Origin of the sequence: Mesorhizobium sp. B2-8-5, assembly GCF_006440675.2 — a bacterium.
GTDB lineage: Bacteria > Pseudomonadota > Alphaproteobacteria > Rhizobiales > Rhizobiaceae > Mesorhizobium.
The window spans coordinates 3225580-3241364 of the sequence record NZ_CP083951.1 but is presented as its reverse complement, the minus strand read 5'-3'; the positions used below and the strand labels follow the sequence as shown (position 1 = coordinate 3241364).

The 15785-nt window shown below is 62.3% G+C and carries 16 protein-coding genes; 7 read left to right on the top strand and 9 right to left on the bottom strand.

The window, feature by feature from the left end:
• Window positions 1-67: 67 nt before the first annotated feature.
• Complete coding sequence (locus tag FJ430_RS15670; protein ID WP_140705980.1) at window positions 68-1246, top strand: lytic murein transglycosylase; 1179 nt, start codon at window positions 68-70, stop codon at window positions 1244-1246.
• A 215-nt stretch (window positions 1247-1461) separates the two neighbouring features.
• On the opposite strand, the gene FJ430_RS15665 is transcribed toward FJ430_RS15670, so the two are convergent.
• Window positions 1462-2682 (bottom strand): alanine racemase, encoded by a 1221-nt coding sequence (locus FJ430_RS15665; RefSeq protein WP_140657476.1) that lies wholly within the window; start codon window positions 2680-2682, stop codon window positions 1462-1464.
• 215 nt (window positions 2683-2897) lie between these two features.
• On the opposite strand from FJ430_RS15665, the gene FJ430_RS15660 reads away from it, so the two are divergent.
• Entirely contained in the window at window positions 2898-3818 is a 921-nt protein-coding gene (locus tag FJ430_RS15660; protein WP_140706402.1) for a DMT family transporter, read from the top strand.
• Window positions 3819-4188: 370 nt separating this feature from the next.
• On the opposite strand, the gene metF is transcribed toward FJ430_RS15660, so the two are convergent.
• Complete coding sequence (gene metF / locus FJ430_RS15655) at window positions 4189-5106, bottom strand: methylenetetrahydrofolate reductase [NAD(P)H] (RefSeq protein ID WP_140706404.1); 918 nt, start codon at window positions 5104-5106, stop codon at window positions 4189-4191.
• A complete protein-coding gene (locus FJ430_RS15650; RefSeq protein ID WP_140647576.1) occupies window positions 5106-6113 on the bottom strand; it encodes an ArsR/SmtB family transcription factor in 1008 nt (335 codons plus the stop codon). Before FJ430_RS15650 ends, metF begins: the two co-directional genes overlap by 1 nt.
• Before the next feature lie 140 nt (window positions 6114-6253).
• Here FJ430_RS15650 and tsaA point away from each other — a divergent pair, with 140 nt between their 5' ends.
• The 3 genes from tsaA (at window position 6254) to FJ430_RS15635 (ending at window position 8182) form a co-directional block, all read left to right on the top strand.
• Complete coding sequence (gene tsaA / locus FJ430_RS15645) at window positions 6254-6760, top strand: tRNA (N6-threonylcarbamoyladenosine(37)-N6)-methyltransferase TrmO (protein ID WP_140647577.1); 507 nt, start codon at window positions 6254-6256, stop codon at window positions 6758-6760.
• Window positions 6757-7071, top strand: a complete 315-nt coding sequence (locus tag FJ430_RS15640) for a DUF2293 domain-containing protein (protein ID WP_140647578.1) — start codon at window positions 6757-6759, stop codon at window positions 7069-7071. The genes tsaA and FJ430_RS15640 overlap by 4 nt, the downstream gene beginning before the upstream one ends.
• Window positions 7072-7339: 268 nt before the next feature.
• On the top strand, window positions 7340-8182 hold the full coding sequence (locus FJ430_RS15635; protein ID WP_140706406.1) for an SDR family oxidoreductase: 843 nt from the start codon (window positions 7340-7342) through the stop codon (window positions 8180-8182).
• A 40-nt stretch (window positions 8183-8222) separates the two neighbouring features.
• Here FJ430_RS15635 and FJ430_RS15630 read toward each other — a convergent pair whose 3' ends face one another.
• The gene (locus FJ430_RS15630) at window positions 8223-8852 is read right to left on the bottom strand and encodes an MOSC domain-containing protein (RefSeq protein WP_140706408.1); all 630 of its coding nucleotides are present in this window, start codon (window positions 8850-8852) and stop codon (window positions 8223-8225) included.
• A 180-nt stretch (window positions 8853-9032) separates the two neighbouring features.
• On the opposite strand from FJ430_RS15630, the gene FJ430_RS15625 reads away from it, so the two are divergent.
• Window positions 9033-9599: a methyltransferase family protein gene (locus tag FJ430_RS15625; RefSeq protein WP_140706410.1), complete on the top strand. Its 567-nt coding sequence runs from the start codon at window positions 9033-9035 to the stop codon at window positions 9597-9599.
• 143 nt (window positions 9600-9742) lie between these two features.
• Here FJ430_RS15625 and FJ430_RS15620 read toward each other — a convergent pair whose 3' ends face one another.
• From FJ430_RS15620 to tam, 3 genes are all read right to left on the bottom strand, one after another.
• On the bottom strand, window positions 9743-10864 hold the full coding sequence (locus FJ430_RS15620) for a beta-ketoacyl-ACP synthase III (RefSeq protein WP_140706412.1): 1122 nt from the start codon (window positions 10862-10864) through the stop codon (window positions 9743-9745).
• Window positions 10865-11050: 186 nt separating this feature from the next.
• Window positions 11051-11386 (bottom strand): hypothetical protein, encoded by a 336-nt coding sequence (locus FJ430_RS15615; RefSeq protein WP_140657495.1) that lies wholly within the window; start codon window positions 11384-11386, stop codon window positions 11051-11053.
• A gap of 230 nt (window positions 11387-11616) precedes the next feature.
• On the bottom strand, window positions 11617-12390 hold the full coding sequence (gene tam, locus FJ430_RS15610; protein ID WP_140706414.1) for a trans-aconitate 2-methyltransferase: 774 nt from the start codon (window positions 12388-12390) through the stop codon (window positions 11617-11619).
• 151 nt (window positions 12391-12541) lie between these two features.
• Between tam and FJ430_RS15605 the strand changes: the two genes are divergently transcribed.
• Complete coding sequence (locus FJ430_RS15605; RefSeq protein WP_226892206.1) at window positions 12542-13186, top strand: MT-A70 family methyltransferase; 645 nt, start codon at window positions 12542-12544, stop codon at window positions 13184-13186.
• A gap of 7 nt (window positions 13187-13193) precedes the next feature.
• Here FJ430_RS15605 and FJ430_RS15600 read toward each other — a convergent pair whose 3' ends face one another.
• Both FJ430_RS15600 and ettA read right to left on the bottom strand, forming a co-directional pair.
• Entirely contained in the window at window positions 13194-14006 is an 813-nt protein-coding gene (locus FJ430_RS15600; RefSeq protein WP_140706416.1) for a BglII/BstYI family type II restriction endonuclease, read from the bottom strand.
• A 3-nt stretch (window positions 14007-14009) separates the two neighbouring features.
• Entirely contained in the window at window positions 14010-15659 is a 1650-nt protein-coding gene (gene ettA / locus FJ430_RS15595; RefSeq protein ID WP_140647586.1) for an energy-dependent translational throttle protein EttA, read from the bottom strand.
• Window positions 15660-15785 lie beyond the last annotated feature (126 nt).

The following is a 15785-nucleotide window of genomic DNA, read 5'->3' as shown; positions in this document are numbered from 1 at the left end:
CGCATGCGCCTGTCCGATCCCGTCCGGGGTCACGATGGGGCCATGCGCCGGTCTCGAGAGGAAAGCGATGCGATTGCGCGTTGAAATCCTGGCGGCGCTCTTTGTCGGCGCGCTTGCACTGCCCGCGGCGGCGCAGGAATGCGGCGGCGATTTCGAGACCTGGAAGCAGGGCGTGGCGGCCGAAGCCAAGGCCGCTGGCGTCGGCGCCGTCGGCCTCGACGCGCTGGAGGACGCCACCATCGACGAGCGGGCGCTGGCGCGCGACCGCGCCCAAGGCGTCTTCACCCAGACTTTCACCGAATTCTCCAACCGCATGATTTCGGCCTACCGCCTGAAGCAGGGCGCGGCCAATCTGAAGAAATATGCCGAGGTCTTCGGCCGCGCCGACAAGGAGTTCGGCGTCCAGCCGGCCATCATCGCCGCCTTCTGGGGGCTGGAGACCGACTTCGGCGCCGTACAGGGCGACTTCCATACGCTGAATGCGCTGGTGACGCTCTCGCATGACTGCCGCCGCCCGCAGCTTTTCCGGCAGCAATTGGTGCCGCTGCTGACGCTTATCGACCGCGGCGTGCTGCCGGCTGACGTCAAGGGCGCCTGGGCCGGCGAGATCGGCCAGACGCAGATCCTGCCGACCGACTACCTGGCCGAGGGCGTCGATGGCGATGGCGACGGCAAGATCGATCTCAGGGGCAGCGTGCCGGACGTCATCATGACGACCGCCAACAAGGTCATGTCGCGCGGCTGGAAGCGCGACCAGCCCTGGATCCAGGAAGTGCGCGTCCCCGACGACATGCCCTGGGATCAGACTGGCCGCACCAACAAGCTGCCGCTGTCGCAATGGGCGCAATGGGGCGTGACCAACCCGAACGGCACGCCGCTCGTCGACAACGGACTGAAAGCCGGCCTGGCGTTGCCTATGGGCCGCAAGGGGCCTGCCTTCCTGGCCTACGACAATTTCGACGTCTACCTGGAATGGAACCAGTCCTTCACCTACGCCCTGACCGCGGCCGTGCTTGCCACGCGCCTTGCCGGCGCGCCGCAGTTCGACCCGCGCACGCCCGAGCAAGGTCTGAGCGGCGACCAGATGAAGGCGCTGCAGACCAAGCTCGAGGCAAAGGGATACGACGTAGGCACGGTCGACGGCATCCTGGGCACCAACACGCGCGAAGCTGTCCGCAAGGAGCAGACGCGGCTCGGTTTGCCGGTCGATGGCTGGCCGACGCCGGAATTGCTGGCGAAATTGTGAGAATAGTGAATAGTGAATAGTGAATAGTGAATAGTGAATAGTGAATAGTGAATAGTGAATAGTGAATAGTGAATAGTGAATAGTGAATAGTGAATAGTGAATAGTGAATAGTGAATAGTGAATAGTGAATAGTAGGAAAATTACCCATATATGAGTGAGGTCAATCCGAATTACTACTCACTACTCACTATTCACTACTCACTATTCCCCATTCATCAATCCGCCATCGTCTCCAGGCTGGCAAAGCCTTGCGGCGCGTCGCCCTCGTCGAATGGCGTCGTCACCTCGACGAAAGTATCGGGATAGAACCCATTGAAACGCGTCCTGAGCGACAGCGAGTAAGCGCCGATATGGCCGATCTCGATCCAGTCGCCGGTGTCGACCGTTTCCGGCAGCCAGAATGGTCGCGACAGAATGTCGACGGAATCGCAGGTCGCGCCGCAGACCTTGAACGGCACGATGTTTTTTTCCGCGCCGTTGCGCGTGCGGATCGCCGGATCGGGGATGAAGCGCGCCGGCAGGGTGATCTTGCCGGTCCATGAATCCGACAGCGAGGCCCAGATGCCATCATTGATGTAGAGACGCTTGCCCTTGCGCAACAGCACCCGCACGATCAGCGACAGGCAGCGCGCCACGATCACGCGGCCGGGCTCGGCCACCAAGGGCATCTGGTCGAACTGATACTCTTTCAGATCGCCGGCAAGCCGCGACATCAGTTGGCCGAGCGACGGCATCTCGACCTGCTTGCGATTGGGATCGTGGCCGTATTCGGCGGGGAAGCCGCCGCCCACATCGAGCCCGGCGATGTCGAAGGTCAAGCGGTTGCGCACCCAGTCGGCCGAGGCGAGCGCCCGCTCATAGGTATCGGGATCCTCGATCTGGCTGCCGACATGGAAGCAGAGCCCCACCTTGTAGCCGGTGCGGTTCAGCCGCTCGGCAAGCTCGACCGCGTTGGCCGGCCCGGCGCCGAATTTCTTCGACAATTCGTAAGCCGCATGGCCCTTGGTCTGGATGCGCACGAAGACGGTGATGGCGCCCGGGTCGATATCGAGCGCCCGCACAACGCGCGTCAGTTTGGTGATCTCGTCTTCATGGTCGAGCGAGATCACCCGGATGCCGTATTTCTCCAGCGCCAGCTTGATGTCCGACTGCGCCTTGACCGGATGCATGTAGAGCATCTCGGCATCCGCCGAGACCGCGCGCACGGCGGCGAACTCGCCCGGCGAAGCGACGTCGAAAGTGCTGACGCCGGCCTCGACCAATGTCTTCAGCACGATCTGCTCGCCATTGGTCTTCACCGCATAGGCGGTCTTGCCGGGGAACATCCCCATGAACTGCAAGGCATCCGCCTTCAGCACCTGCGGGCGGAAACAGTAGACCGGGTCGTCCGGACGAAGCGCCAGTGCCGCCTCACGGGCATTTTCGAATCGCTGCATGGACGAATCCTCAGGTCTGGAGCGCGCACAATTAATCCTAGCTAGCTGCCAAAGAAAACAGTTCTGTGTCTCGCCATACCGCGCGGCCGGCCGCACTTTTTGCCAACGCTAAACCACCGGTCAGGTTTCGGGTGGCTCTTGCCGCCGAACCCGATAACGGTTGTTGAGATGTCTGACGGGCTGAGATTGCGATTGGCTCCGGGGAGGAACACGACATGTCGATTACGGCCGGCGCCGCGCCGACGCGCGGACCGATGGCGCTCAAGGATTGGGCGCAGCTTCTCCTGCTCGGCGCGATCTGGGGCGGCTCGTTCTTCTTTGCCCGCATCGCAGTGTCGGAAATCCACCCACTGGCGCTGGTGCTGTTCCGCGTCGCCATCGCCGCGGCAGCGCTTCAGCTCTATCTGGCGGTCCGTGGCCCTTCGTTCCGGCTCGCCTTCCCGCATGCCGGCCTGTTCTTCCTGCTGGCGCTCACCAACAATGTCGTGCCGTTCTCGCTGATTTTCGCCGGCCAGACGCAGCTCGGCGCCGGCATCGCCTCGGTGCTCAATGCGACGACGCCGTTCTGGACGCTGATCCTGGCCAATGCGCTCACCACCGACGAGAAGCTGTCCTGGAACAAGCTGGCCGGCATCGCGCTCGGTGTCGCCGGCACCGCGGTGATGATCGGACCTGGCCTGCTTGCCGGGCTTGGCGGACCGGTCTGGGCCAAGTTCGCATTGATCGGCGCGTCGCTCTCCTACGCCGTCGCCCTGATGATCGCGCGCCGCTTCAAGGGCGTGCCTTCGCCGGTCATCGCCACCGGGCAGCTGACCGCATCCACCATCATCATGATCCCCATCGTGCTGATCGCCTATGGTCCGGCGGGATTGTTCTCGGCCTCGCCACCGGTCTGGGCCGCGGTGCTGGGACTGGCCCTGCTGTCCACCGCCTTCGCCTATATCCTCTATTTCAACCTCGTCGCTTCGGCCGGCGCCACCAATGCCTCGCTGGTGACGTTGATCGTGCCGGTCAGCGCGGTGCTGCTCGGCTTCCTGTTCCTCGGCGAGCGGCTGGCGCTATTCGAGGTCGGTGGCATGACGCTGATCGGCCTCGGCCTCATCACCATCGATGGGCGATTGTTCGGCAAATGGTAGCGGTGTCATGCCACACCGCCGCCACAATTTATTCACAACCCCTGAGCCGGCTTTTGCCGAAGAGTTTCAACGGCTAATGGCAAATCCCCGGTCGCAAATTCCACAATCATGTCGCATTGCAGCACGTTTTCCGCTTGCCTGTGGCACAAATGACCCTAGACTCCTGCCATAGCTCTGAAGAGGAGGCTATGACATGGGACTGACGAGGCCGATCAACGCTTTGATGATTTGTGCCGCATTCGCATTCATCGGTGCCCTTATCATAGGCGTTCTTCCCTGACCCGCCAAAGCCGGGAAGACCAGCACCGAGAATAGTCCAAACAGTTCGAAAAGGCCGGGTTCTACCCGGCCTTTTCCGTTTCCGCCGGGCTCAAGCCGCGGCCGAACCGGCCGCCTCCGCCTCATGCGAGCGGATGCCGATCATGTGGCAGACGGCAAAGACGAGATCGGCGCGGTTCATCGTGTAGAAATGGAAGTCGCCGACGCCACGCTCGACAAGGTCGAGCACCTGCTCGGCCGCCACGGCCGAAGCCACCAGCGCATGCGTCTGCGGATCGTTCTCCAGCCCCTCGAAACGCTCGGCCAGCCAGGCCGGCACCAGCGCCCCGCAGCGCGATGAGAAATTGGCGACCTGGGTGAAATTGTGCACCGGCAGGATGCCCGGCACGATCGGGATGTAGATGCCGGCGCGCCGCGCCCGCTCGACATAGCGCTCGTAAAGGTCATTGTCGAAGAAGAACTGGGTGATCGCCCGCGTCGCGCCATTGTCGGCCTTGCGCTTCAGCATGTCGATGTCGGTGGCGAAATCCGGGCTTTCCGGATGCTTTTCCGGATAGGCGGAGACCGAGATGTCGAAATCGCCGACGCTCTTCAGCGCCCCGACCAGTTCGGCGCCATTGGCGTAGCCGTCGGGATGCGGACGGTAGCTTGTCCCCACACCTGCCGCCGGATCGCCGCGCAGCGCCACGAAGCGTTTGACGCCCATGTCGGCGAACTCGCGGATGACCGTGTCGACCTGATCGCGGGCGGCATCGACGCAGGTCATATGCGCCGCGGGCGTCAGCGACGTCTCGTTGAGGATGCGCTTGACCGTGCGCGCCGTGCGCGAGCGGGTCGAGCCGCCGGCGCCATAGGTCACCGAGACGAATTTCGGCTTGAGCGGCTCCAGCCTTGTGACCGTGTCCCAGAGCCTCGCTTCCATCTCGTCGGTTTTCGGCGGAAAGAATTCGAACGAAACCCGGACCTTGTCGCCGATGTCGGGACGGCGGGAAAAGCGGAACTGGTTCATCAGGCTGTTTCCCTCACTGGCAAGGAATCGTTGGATGGATCGGCGATCAGCAGCCGGCGGTCGCGGCCGAGCCAGAGCTTGACGGTGAGCCTTGCCTCGTTGCCGCCACGCGGCTCGAATTCCTGGCTGTCCTCGAGGTCGAGGCCGGCCTCCCCGAACCATTCCGAAATCTGCCGGTCGGAAAAGCCGAGCCGCATGTGAGCGTGCTGGTCGCGCAGGAATTCAAGCGCGTGTGGCGCGAAGTCGACGACGATCAGTCGGCCCGATGGCCGCAGCAGCCTCGCCGCTTCGGCGATCGCGCGGGCCGGATCGTCGAGATAGTGCAGCACCTGGTGGATGGTGACGAGGTCGAAGGCGTTGCGCTCGACCGGCGGCGAGAAGATATCGCCCTGGCGCACCTGTGCATTGGCGATACCGGCCTTGTCGAGATTGGCGCGCGCCACGGTCAGCATCTCGCGCGACATGTCGATGCCGACGCCGCGCCGGTAGAGCGGCGCGAAGATTTCGAGCAGCCGGCCGGTGCCGGTGCCGAGATCGAGCATCGACTGGAACGGCCGCTTGCCGACAAGCTTGATGAGCGCCGCTTCCACCGCCCGATCCGGCACATGCAGCGAGCGGATGTGATCCCAGCTCGCGGCATTCTCGGAGAAATATTCGGCAGCCCGGTCCTGCCTTTTGCGCTTCACCGCGGCCAAACGCTCGAGATCGCGCACCACCTGCGGATCGGCCTCTCTTATGGCCGAGACCAGACGCTGTACGAAATCGCGCGAATTATCCGTATCGGTCAGCCTGAAGAAGGCCCAGGACCCTTCCTGGTAGCGGCCGATCAGCCCGGCATCGAGCAGCAGCTTCAGATGACGCGAGACCCGCGGCTGCGACTGTCCAAGGATCTCCGTGAGGTCGGAGACGGTAAGATCGCCGCGCGAAAGCAGCACCAGGATGCGCAGCCGGCTGGATTCGGCCGCCGCCTTCAATGTATCTACCATTGTGTCGAGCGAGACATGCATGAGCGGGTTCTCGTTGAAAGATATAAAGATATGTTTATGTCGATTTTGAAACCCTGGCAAGCGCTATGTCGCTTCCGGACAAGAAAATGGCGCAGCCGCGATTCGCGCCGGGCAAGCGGTTCTTCCGCGGGATGAACAGGATGTTTGAGACGCGCCAAGGCGAAACACTTCTTGCAGCCGACCCGGCGGAGCTGCGGCCGGACGGTCATGTCGTCTTCATCGGCCGCATTGTCTCGCCCTGGGCGGTCCGCGAGGAGTGCCCGAAGAACATGCGCGCCGCCCGCGAAACCAGGCGGCCCGCGACAATCCTGATCGACGAGCCCTATCGCCCGGGGCTGCAAAACCTGGAACGCGCCAGCCACATCGTCATCCTGTCCTGGCTCCATCACGCGCCGCGGAATCTGATTGTGCAAAAACCGCGCCATGCGGCTGAACCGAAAGGCGTTTTCTCGCTGCGTTCCCCTGCCCGGCCGAACCCTGTCGGCCTGCATGTGGCGAAGCTCGTCGCTTTCGACATCGAGGCCGGCCGGATCGAGATCGACGCCATCGATGTGCTCGACGGCACGCCGGTCATCGACATCAAGCCCTACTACGCCTCGACCGATGCGTTCCCCGAGGCGACCATCGCCGGGCGCGACGAGAAATGAGCGCCCCCACCGGCCGCCGCCGCGCGATTGCCAAGGCGCTGACCGCACTGTTGCCGCTCGCCCCTTACGCCGACATGGAAAAGATCCGCGCCGACGCCGGTTCGGTGCATATGAAAAGCTTGCCGCCGACGATCGCGGTGTGGCTGGCCGCCATCGCCCATATCCGCCATGTCCACACCGATTACGAAAAGCTTCTGGCCGAAGGCTATGATCGGGATTCGGCGCGCTTCTTCGTCATCGAGCAGACCAATATGGTGCTGACCCGCTGGCGGGCAACGCGGCTGCTCGAGGAAGACGACGAGGACGAGTGAGGTCGGCACGATCACCGGACGTCTGATCGTGCTCTATCCCTGACCCTGCCGCCAAATAAATCCGGCAGCGCCTCTGGAAAAACGCCCAAGGCGCCGTACATGCAGCAAACGGAGCATCCTCCGTTTGCATCCGGAATACACCGTCACCACAGCAATTCCAGGAAAGCGCGTAGCGGTTTCCGCCCGGAATTACACAAAAACAACGACTTGGAGTGGCTCGGCGATCCTGAGAGGCGCCGCACGGCTCCAGGGGCAAGGATCACAGATCATGACTGATAAGGTTTGGTTCATCACCGGATCGTCGAAGGGTTTTGGCCGCGTCTGGGCCGAGGCCGCGCTCGCCCGTGGCGACCACGTCGCCGCCACCGCCCGCGATGCCGGCACGCTTGCCGGTCTCGTCGAGAAATATGGCGGCAACGTCGCCGCCATTGAGCTCGACGTCACCGACAAACAAGCGGTCGACGCCGCGATTTCCGAAGCGCACAAGCGTTTCGGCCGGCTCGACGTCGTCATCAACAATGCAGGCTACGGCCATTTCGGCGCCATCGAGGAAGTCACCGAGCAGGAAGCCCGCGACCAGATCGAGACCAACGTCTTCGGCGCGCTTTGGGTGACGCAAGCCGCGCTGCCCATCATGCGGGCGCAGCGCTCCGGCCACATCATCCAGATATCCTCGATCGGCGGCGTCAACGCCTTCGCCTCGATCGGCCTTTACCACGCCTCGAAATGGGCGCTGGAAGCCTTCAGCCAGTCGCTCAGCCTCGAAGTCGCGGAGTTCGGCATCCATGTGACCCTGGTTGAGCCAGGCGGTTTCTCGACGGATTGGGCGGGGCCGTCGGCCAAGGTCTCCAAGCCGCTGGATGTCTATGAGCCGGTTCGCGCGGCGATGGCCGAGCGCCGCAGCCGTTCCGCGGCCGGCGATCCGCAGGCGACCGGCCCGGCGATGCTGGCGATCGTCGATGCCGCCGAGCCGCCGCTCAGGGTCTTCTTCGGTGACGGCGGCCTGCCGATGATCAGGCAGGAATATGCCAACCGCATCGCCACCTGGGAAAAGTGGGACCATGTCTCGGTGATGGCGCAGGGCGCCAACAAGAACCGCAAAGCGGCCTAACCGGGAACGCCGCGCCGCGAGAGCGGCGCGGCCTCTTTGTTCAGGCCTGATAGATCCACTGCTCGGGCACCCGGATGGAAATCTCTTCGCCAGCTCTTATGACGCCCGGCTTCTCGACCCAGGCGACAAGGCCGCGCAGCCGTTTCGCCTCCTTGGGAAAGAGCAGCGCGGTGGCATTGTGATCGGCGGCGCCGACATGCTCGGCGATCGACTGTCCGGCAACGCGGCAGGGCTTGTTCTGCCCGTCGACCTTGAGCGTCACCCCGCCCTTGAAGAACAGCAACGAGCCGGCCGGCAGCATCGAAAGCTGCGGCACGCCTTCGACCAGGAGGTTGGCGCCGATCCACTCCGGCTTGATCTCATCGAGCCCCATGCGCTGGGCGACGATGGCAAGCTCGTCCGCCGCGACGAGCGACAATTGCCGCTCGTTGCGCATCTCGGTGCCGCGCGGGTACCAGGGCTCGCGTCCGCCGGAACGCCGCGTCGTTCCGCCATGGAAGTCGCCCGCGATACCGTCGAAGCCGAGCCGCAACACCTCGACCGCCCTCGTTTCGAAATGATCGTGCGGCGCGGCATAGAGCGCCGCTGCCTTTGCCGTCAGCTTGCGGCCCGGCACGATGTCGACCGCCGGTTCCGCTACGGGAAAAAGTTCCAGGTTCGTTTCCTGCATGCCGCTGGTCTAATGGTGCCGAAGAATGCGGTCCAGTCGAAAGCGCTGATGATCCGATCACGCCGCTTGATGGTGATCACGATTTTCTTACCGCAAATCCCTTTCGCCAGTCGCCGCAAGCCGCGATGCTGCCGCGACGGCTGCATGGACGGTCACGCACGCAATCGGGAAGGTTCGATCATGCAGGTTGGACAAGCTGTCGCCGCACTCTGGCTGTTCTGGCTGGTTTCCTGGCTTCTTGCCGCCTCCTGGGCCGACCCCGCGCAAAAGCGCGCGGATCTCAAGTCGGAGGCACGCTACCGGGTCCTTTGGCTGGCCGGTACCGTCCTGCTGTTCGTGCCGGCGCACGGCTATGTCGGCCGGCTTCGGCTCTGGACGCCGACGCTCGCCGGAGCCTGGATCTGCGTTACCCTGATCGCCATCGGCATCGCCTTCGCCTGGTGGGCGCGGCTGCATCTCGGCCGGTTGTGGTCGGCCAACGTCACCGCCAAGGCCGATCATCGCATCGTCGATACCGGCCCCTATGGCCTGGTCCGCCATCCGATCTACACCGGACTGCTGCTGTCCGTCCTCGCCACCATGGCGGTCAAGGGCACGGTCTGGGGCATTGCCGGCGCCGCCCTGTTGCTCGTCGGCGTCGTCGTCAAGGCGAGGCTGGAAGAGAGCTTCCTGCGCGGCGAGCTCGGCCCGGCCTATGACGATTACGCCAGGCGCGTGCCGATGCTGGTACCGTTCGCGCCGGCCTGAAGGATGTGCTGACATTCAGATGAGCCCGGTCTGCAAACAACGGGTTCCTGCGCTTCCGGTGCTCACGTACTTTAAGTACGCTCCGCTCCGGTTCTCGAAACCCGATGTTTTCGACTCGGCCTGATCTGAATTTCAACACATCCTCAAAGCATGCGCAGCAACGCGCCGCCGATCGAATAGCCGGCGCCGAAGGCGCAGATCAGTCCGAAATCGCCGGCCTTCATGTCGGCATGGTTCTCCGACAGCGCCACGATGGCGCCGGCGCCGGCGGTGTTGCCAAGCCGCTCAAGCACCATCGGCGCGCGATCATGGTCGACGTCGTGGCCGAAGGACAATTTCAGGATCATCGCATTCATGCGCGCATTGGCCTGGTGCAGCCAGAAGCGGCGGATGCCTTCCGGCGTCAGCCCGTGCTCGGCCAGGAATTCGACGATGAATTTCTGGCCGGCGACGGTGACTTCCTTGAACACCTTGTTGCCGACCTGCTTGATCAGGTTGCCTTCCAGGTTGATCATGTAGGGATCGTCCTGGGCCGTACGCGTGTGGTAGCCGAGATTGGTGCGGATGTTGTTCGACATCTGCGTCCAGGTGCGTGTGTCGAGCACCTCGAAACGCCCGGGCCGCTTTTCGCCCTGCGCCAGTCCCTCGACGACCATGGCGACCGAGGCGTCGCCGAAGATGAAATGCGTCTGTCGGTCGCGGAAGTTGAGATGGCCGGTGATGATCTCGGGCGTCGACACCAGGATGCGCTTGTGCGCCCCCGCCCTCACCAGGTTGACGGCGACATGCAGCGCCGCCGCGGCGGAAGAGCAGCCAAGCCCCATATCGAAGCCAGCGCCCTTGGTGCCAAGCGCCTCCTGCATCTCGATGGCGATGGCCGGATAGGGCCGCTGGTGATGCGAGGCCGAGCAGATCACCAGATCGATGTCCGATCCGTCGACCCCGGCATGGGCAAGCGCCTTCCTGGCCGAGGCGATGCCGAACTCCGCCTCCAATGACAGCGCGTCGTCCGGCCGTGCCGGAATGCGCGGCGACATGCGAGTCGGATCGAGGATGCCCTCGCGCTCGACGACATGGCGGCTCCTCACGCCCGATGCGTGGACGATGAAGTCGCTGTCCGATTTCTGCAAAAGCGGCTCGCCGGTGTCGGCGCGGCGCACATTCTCGGTGTCGACCCAGTTGTTGAAGCTTTCGACCAGCTCTTCATTGGTGATGACGGGTTCAGGGATTTCGGCGCCGATGCCGCTGATGATGACGCGATGCATGTCCAATCCGTCTAGAGCAATTCCAGGAAAAGTGGGAACCGGTTTTCCGTCCGGAATTGCGTTGAAACAAATGGCACGGGCCTTGCGGCTTTGATGTGGGCGCGGAAATGGCCCGGCGCAACCCTTGTCGCATTTGGCCGGTTTATGCCAGCTTAAACTCGTGACCCCACAAATCCGTGAGGGCGTTCACCAGGCGCAGACTTTGGTGTTGGTCTGCGGATTGTTCCAGCAGGCGCCGTCGTCGCGGCTGCGCACGAACTGCCCCGGCAGCGATCGGTTGCGGCTGCCGAACCTGGCATAGCCGAAGGCAAAGCCCGGCTGGTCGATTTCAAGCGTGATCGTGGGATAGCCTGGCGCCGAGACGCGGAAGCTGCCCTCGCCGTCCAAAGCCTTGTAGTTGCAGGGATAATAGCCGTCATCCGTGGTGAAGCAGCGTGCCGGCTTAGCCTCGGCGGCCGTTGAAAGAAGAACCACCGCAGCCACGCACACGCTGGTTGCGAGCGTCATCTTGCCCAGTGTCATCGCTTACCCCTACCCCGTGGACGAAGGACCAGGTCCACATCGATGAAATGCGCATGACGGCGCAAACCGGTCAAGGAGTAGGGCGAGCGAGGAGTGTTGAGATTCAGGTCAGGCCGAGTCGAAAATGGTGGCTTCCGAGAACCGGAGCGGAGCGTACTTGAAGTACGTGAGCACCGGAAGCGCAGGAAACCGCCATTTGCAGGCCGGCATCACCTGAATATCAACACGCCCTATGCGCGTTTGGCGACGATGAAGATGCGCGGGAAGCGCAGCAGCACCTTGCCGTTCGCCGTCTTTGGATAGGCCTTGGCGATCTTGGCGGTATAGCTGTCGAGGAACAGCTTCTTCTCATCCGCGTCGAGCGGATCGAGGAAGGGCTTCAGGCCGGTCGCCTTGACCCATTCGACGATTGCCTCGGCATCGGCCAGCGGATGATTGTAGGTGGTGTGCCAGATGTCGAGACGGTCGGCGAGCGGCGACAGAAGATCGTAATAGAAGGACACCGGTGGCAGCGGGGAGCGCGCGGCGCCCTTCAGCTTGGCCGCAAACGGCACTTCCGCCGCGGTCTCGCGCATCAGCTGATGCGAGGCTTCGCCGAGATTGTCCGGCATCTGGACGGCCAGGGCGCCGCCCGGCGCCAGAAGCCCCATCAGCCGCTGGAACACCGCCGGATGTTCCGGCAGCCACTGGAAGACGGCGTTGGCGAAGATGACGTCGACGGGATGCTCGGGCTGCCATCCGGCGGCGTCCGCTAGCTCGAAATTGACATTCGGCAGCCGTGCCCGCGCCTTCTCGATCATGTCGGGCGAGGTGTCGAAGCCGCTGACATGAGCATCCGGCCAGCGCTCGACCAGGAGCTCTGTGGAGTTGCCCGGCCCGCAGCCGATATCGACGACGCGGCGCGGAAAATCGACCGGCACTTGCGCCGCCAGATCCCGCGCGGGCCGCGTGCGCTCATCCTCGAATTTGAGATATTGGGCGGCGGACCAGTCAGGCTTGGACATGTTGAACCCTCTTTGTTGCCCCGCAGGTCGGCCGGATACGCATATGTCGAAAACTGCACAATGTGCCAGACATATCGACACGAATCGTGTCAGTCTTGACAGAAGGGAAAAGTTCCTCTTTTGTTCTATAGCATTTCCCAAGGGGGCCACGGTGAACGCCGAAGCGATGAACGCAGCCATCGATTTGGCAAAAAGGACAGCCGGCAAGCGCTTTCACACCGTGCTGGCCGATCCGCCATGGCGTTTTACAAACCGCACTGGAAAAGTTGCTCCTGAGCATCGTCGATTGTCTCGCTACGAGACAATGACAACCGACGACATATGCGCCCTTCCAGTGGCAGAGCTAACTTTGCAACCCGCGCACCTCTATCTTTGGGTCCCCAACGCGCTTTTGCCGGATGGCCTACAGGTCATGCGTAGTTGGGGATTCGAATACAAATCGAACATCGTTTGGCACAAGGTGCGCAAAGATGGCGGCTCCGATGGTCGTGGTGTCGGCTTCTACTTCCGCAATGTGACGGAGCTATTGCTGTTCGGCGTGCGCGGAAAAAACGCGCGCACTGAGGCCCCCGGACGCAGCCAGGTCAATTATCTCTCATCGCGCAAGCGCGAGCATTCGCGGAAGCCCGACGAGCAGTACGAATTGATTGAGAACTGCTCGAAAGGGCCGTATCTTGAGCTTTTTGCTCGCGGCACTAGGCCGAAGTGGACCTATTGGGGCAACCAAGCGGACGAGGACTACAAGCCGACTTGGAAGACATATGCCTACAACTCGGCCACAGAGCCTGCAGAATGATAGCTGATTATTCGTCGTCGCCGACGGCATCGATTATCGGCTGAAGAGTTGAAGGATCCTCTCCGAAACTGACGATCGAATCTGGCAGTCCAATTGTGACGATGGGACAAGGATTGCCCACTCCTCGGGAAATGCGGTCATCGAGTTTTCGCCAATGAGTGGTGGCTTCGCCGAATTTATCGGCCACAAACTTGTTCGCGAACGCCTCCCTAAAAGTCACGGGATTCTTCGAGCGTTCTATACGTTTCATTATTGCGGCACGTTGGCGCACAGTCGGATCGTATCCCCACCGCAGTAAATCATCAAACGATTGTATTTGCCTCTCATCGAAAAACCGCAGAACCAGATCAAGCATATTGTCATGCAGTGATCTCCCGCGCGTGACTATCATGCCGACAGAAATAGCCCCTTCGGCATGCAGCCGTTTGAAATTCTCAAGGTCTCGATCAAAAAATGGGTCTTTGTTGTTCCATTCGATTTCGAGCGCTACTACCGCGTCCGATCCTTTCCGCTGAGGGAGGCGTCGAACATGGTCCATTTTGTGAGAAATCGCTTCTTTGCCGATTCCATTGATCACTTTTTCAATGGTGAAGGTCGTCGTCAGCCAACCAGCGGCTGCCAATCCGCGTCGTAGCCGCTGGGTGTTCTTCGTTTCGCCACCGCCTCCAGCAATAATCTCCTCAATCGGGATCGATGCGGCAAGGAGCACATCTTCCAATTCCGCCACTGCATCAGGAAAGTCGACTGAAAGAATCGCCTCGGCATGCGAATGAAATTCGACCTGAAATCCTTTGGCTGAAAGACGATCGAAAAGCGCCATGTCTTACCGCGTCAGCCGCTTGTGCGTCATGCGGTGCGGGGCCGCCGCTTCGGCGCCCAGGCGGCGCAGCTTGTCCTTCTCATACTCCTCGAAATTGCCTTCGAACCATTCGACATGCGCGTTGCCCTCGAAGGCCAGCATGTGGGTCGCCATACGATCAAGGAACATGCGATCGTGGCTGATGATGACGGCGCAACCGGCATAGGCCTCCAGCGCGTCTTCCAGCGCACCCAGCGTTTCGGTATCGAGGTCGTTGGTCGGCTCGTCGAGCAGCAGAACATTGCCGCCGCCTTTCAGCATCTTGGCCAGATGCACGCGGTTGCGCTGGCCGCCCGACAGGTTGCCGACCTTCTGCTGTTGGTCGCCGCCACGGAAGTTGAACGACGAGCAATAGGCGCGGCTGTTGATCTCGTGCTTGCCGAGCTTGATGATTTCGGCGCCGCCGGAAATTTCTTCCCATACGGTTTTGCTGCCATCGAGCGCGTCGCGGCTCTGGTCGACATAGCCGAGCTTGACCGTCTCGCCGATGCGCACGGTGCCCGCATCCGGCTTTTCCTGACCGGTGAAGGTCTTGAACAGCGTCGTCTTGCCGGCGCCGTTCGGGCCGATGACGCCGACGATGCCGCCCGGCGGCAGCCTGAACGACAGGTTCTCGATCAAAAGCTCGTCGCCGAAGCCCTTGTTGAGGCCTTCGACCTCGATGACGACGTTGCCCAGGCGCTCGCTCGACGGAATGACGATCTGCGTGTCGGTCGGCTTGCGGTTCTGCGACTGCTCGACCAACTCCTCATAGGCCTTGATACGCGCCTTGGACTTGGTCTGACGCGCCTTGGGCGAGGACTGGATCCACTCGCGCTCGCGCCAGATCGACTTTTGGCGGGCGTCGTCCTCGCGGCCTTCCTGGATCAGGCGCTTGGCCTTGGCATCGAGATATTTGGTGTAGTTGCCCTCGTAGGGAATGCCGCGGCCGCGATCGAGCTCGAGGATCCAGCCGGTCACGTTGTCCAGGAAGTAGCGGTCGTGGGTGATGATCAGCACCGAGCCCGGATAATCGCGCAGGTGCTTTTCCAGCCACGCCGTGGTCTCGGCGTCGAGATGGTTGGTCGGTTCGTCGAGCAGCAGCAGATCCGGCTGGCGCAACAGAAGCTGGCAAAGCGCGACGCGGCGGCGCTCGCCGCCTGAAAGGTTCGTCACCTCGGAATCGCCTGGCGGGCACTGCAGCGCGTCCATCGCCATCTCGACCTGCTGCTCGAGGTCCCACAGGTTCAGGCGATCCATCTCGTCCTGGAGCTTGGCCGACTCATCGGCCGTCTCGTCGGAATAGTTCATCATCAGTTCGTTGTAGCGCTCGATGATGGCCGTCTTCCTGGCGACGCCTTCCATGACGTTTTCCATCACGGTCTTGTTTGGATCGAGTTGCGGCTCCTGAGGGAGATAGCCGACGGTTGCGCCCTCTGCCAGCCACGCCTCGCCCTGGAACTCCTTGTCGAGCCCGGCCATGATGCGCAGGATCGTCGACTTGCCCGAGCCGTTGGGGCCGAGAATGCCGATCTTGGCGTCCGGATAGAAGGACAGGTGAACGTTATCGAGCACCTTCTTGGTGCCATAGGCCTTCGACAGGCCTGACATGTGATAGATGAACTGGCGAGCCACGCGCGCTTTCCCTGGAAACTGAAGTGTCAAGGTGAATGGGGGTTGCGCGCTATGTAGGCGATGAAGCGACGAACGGCAATCGCTTTCGGCACGCCGGCGGCCAAACGGTGCGCATTCGCCGGTTTG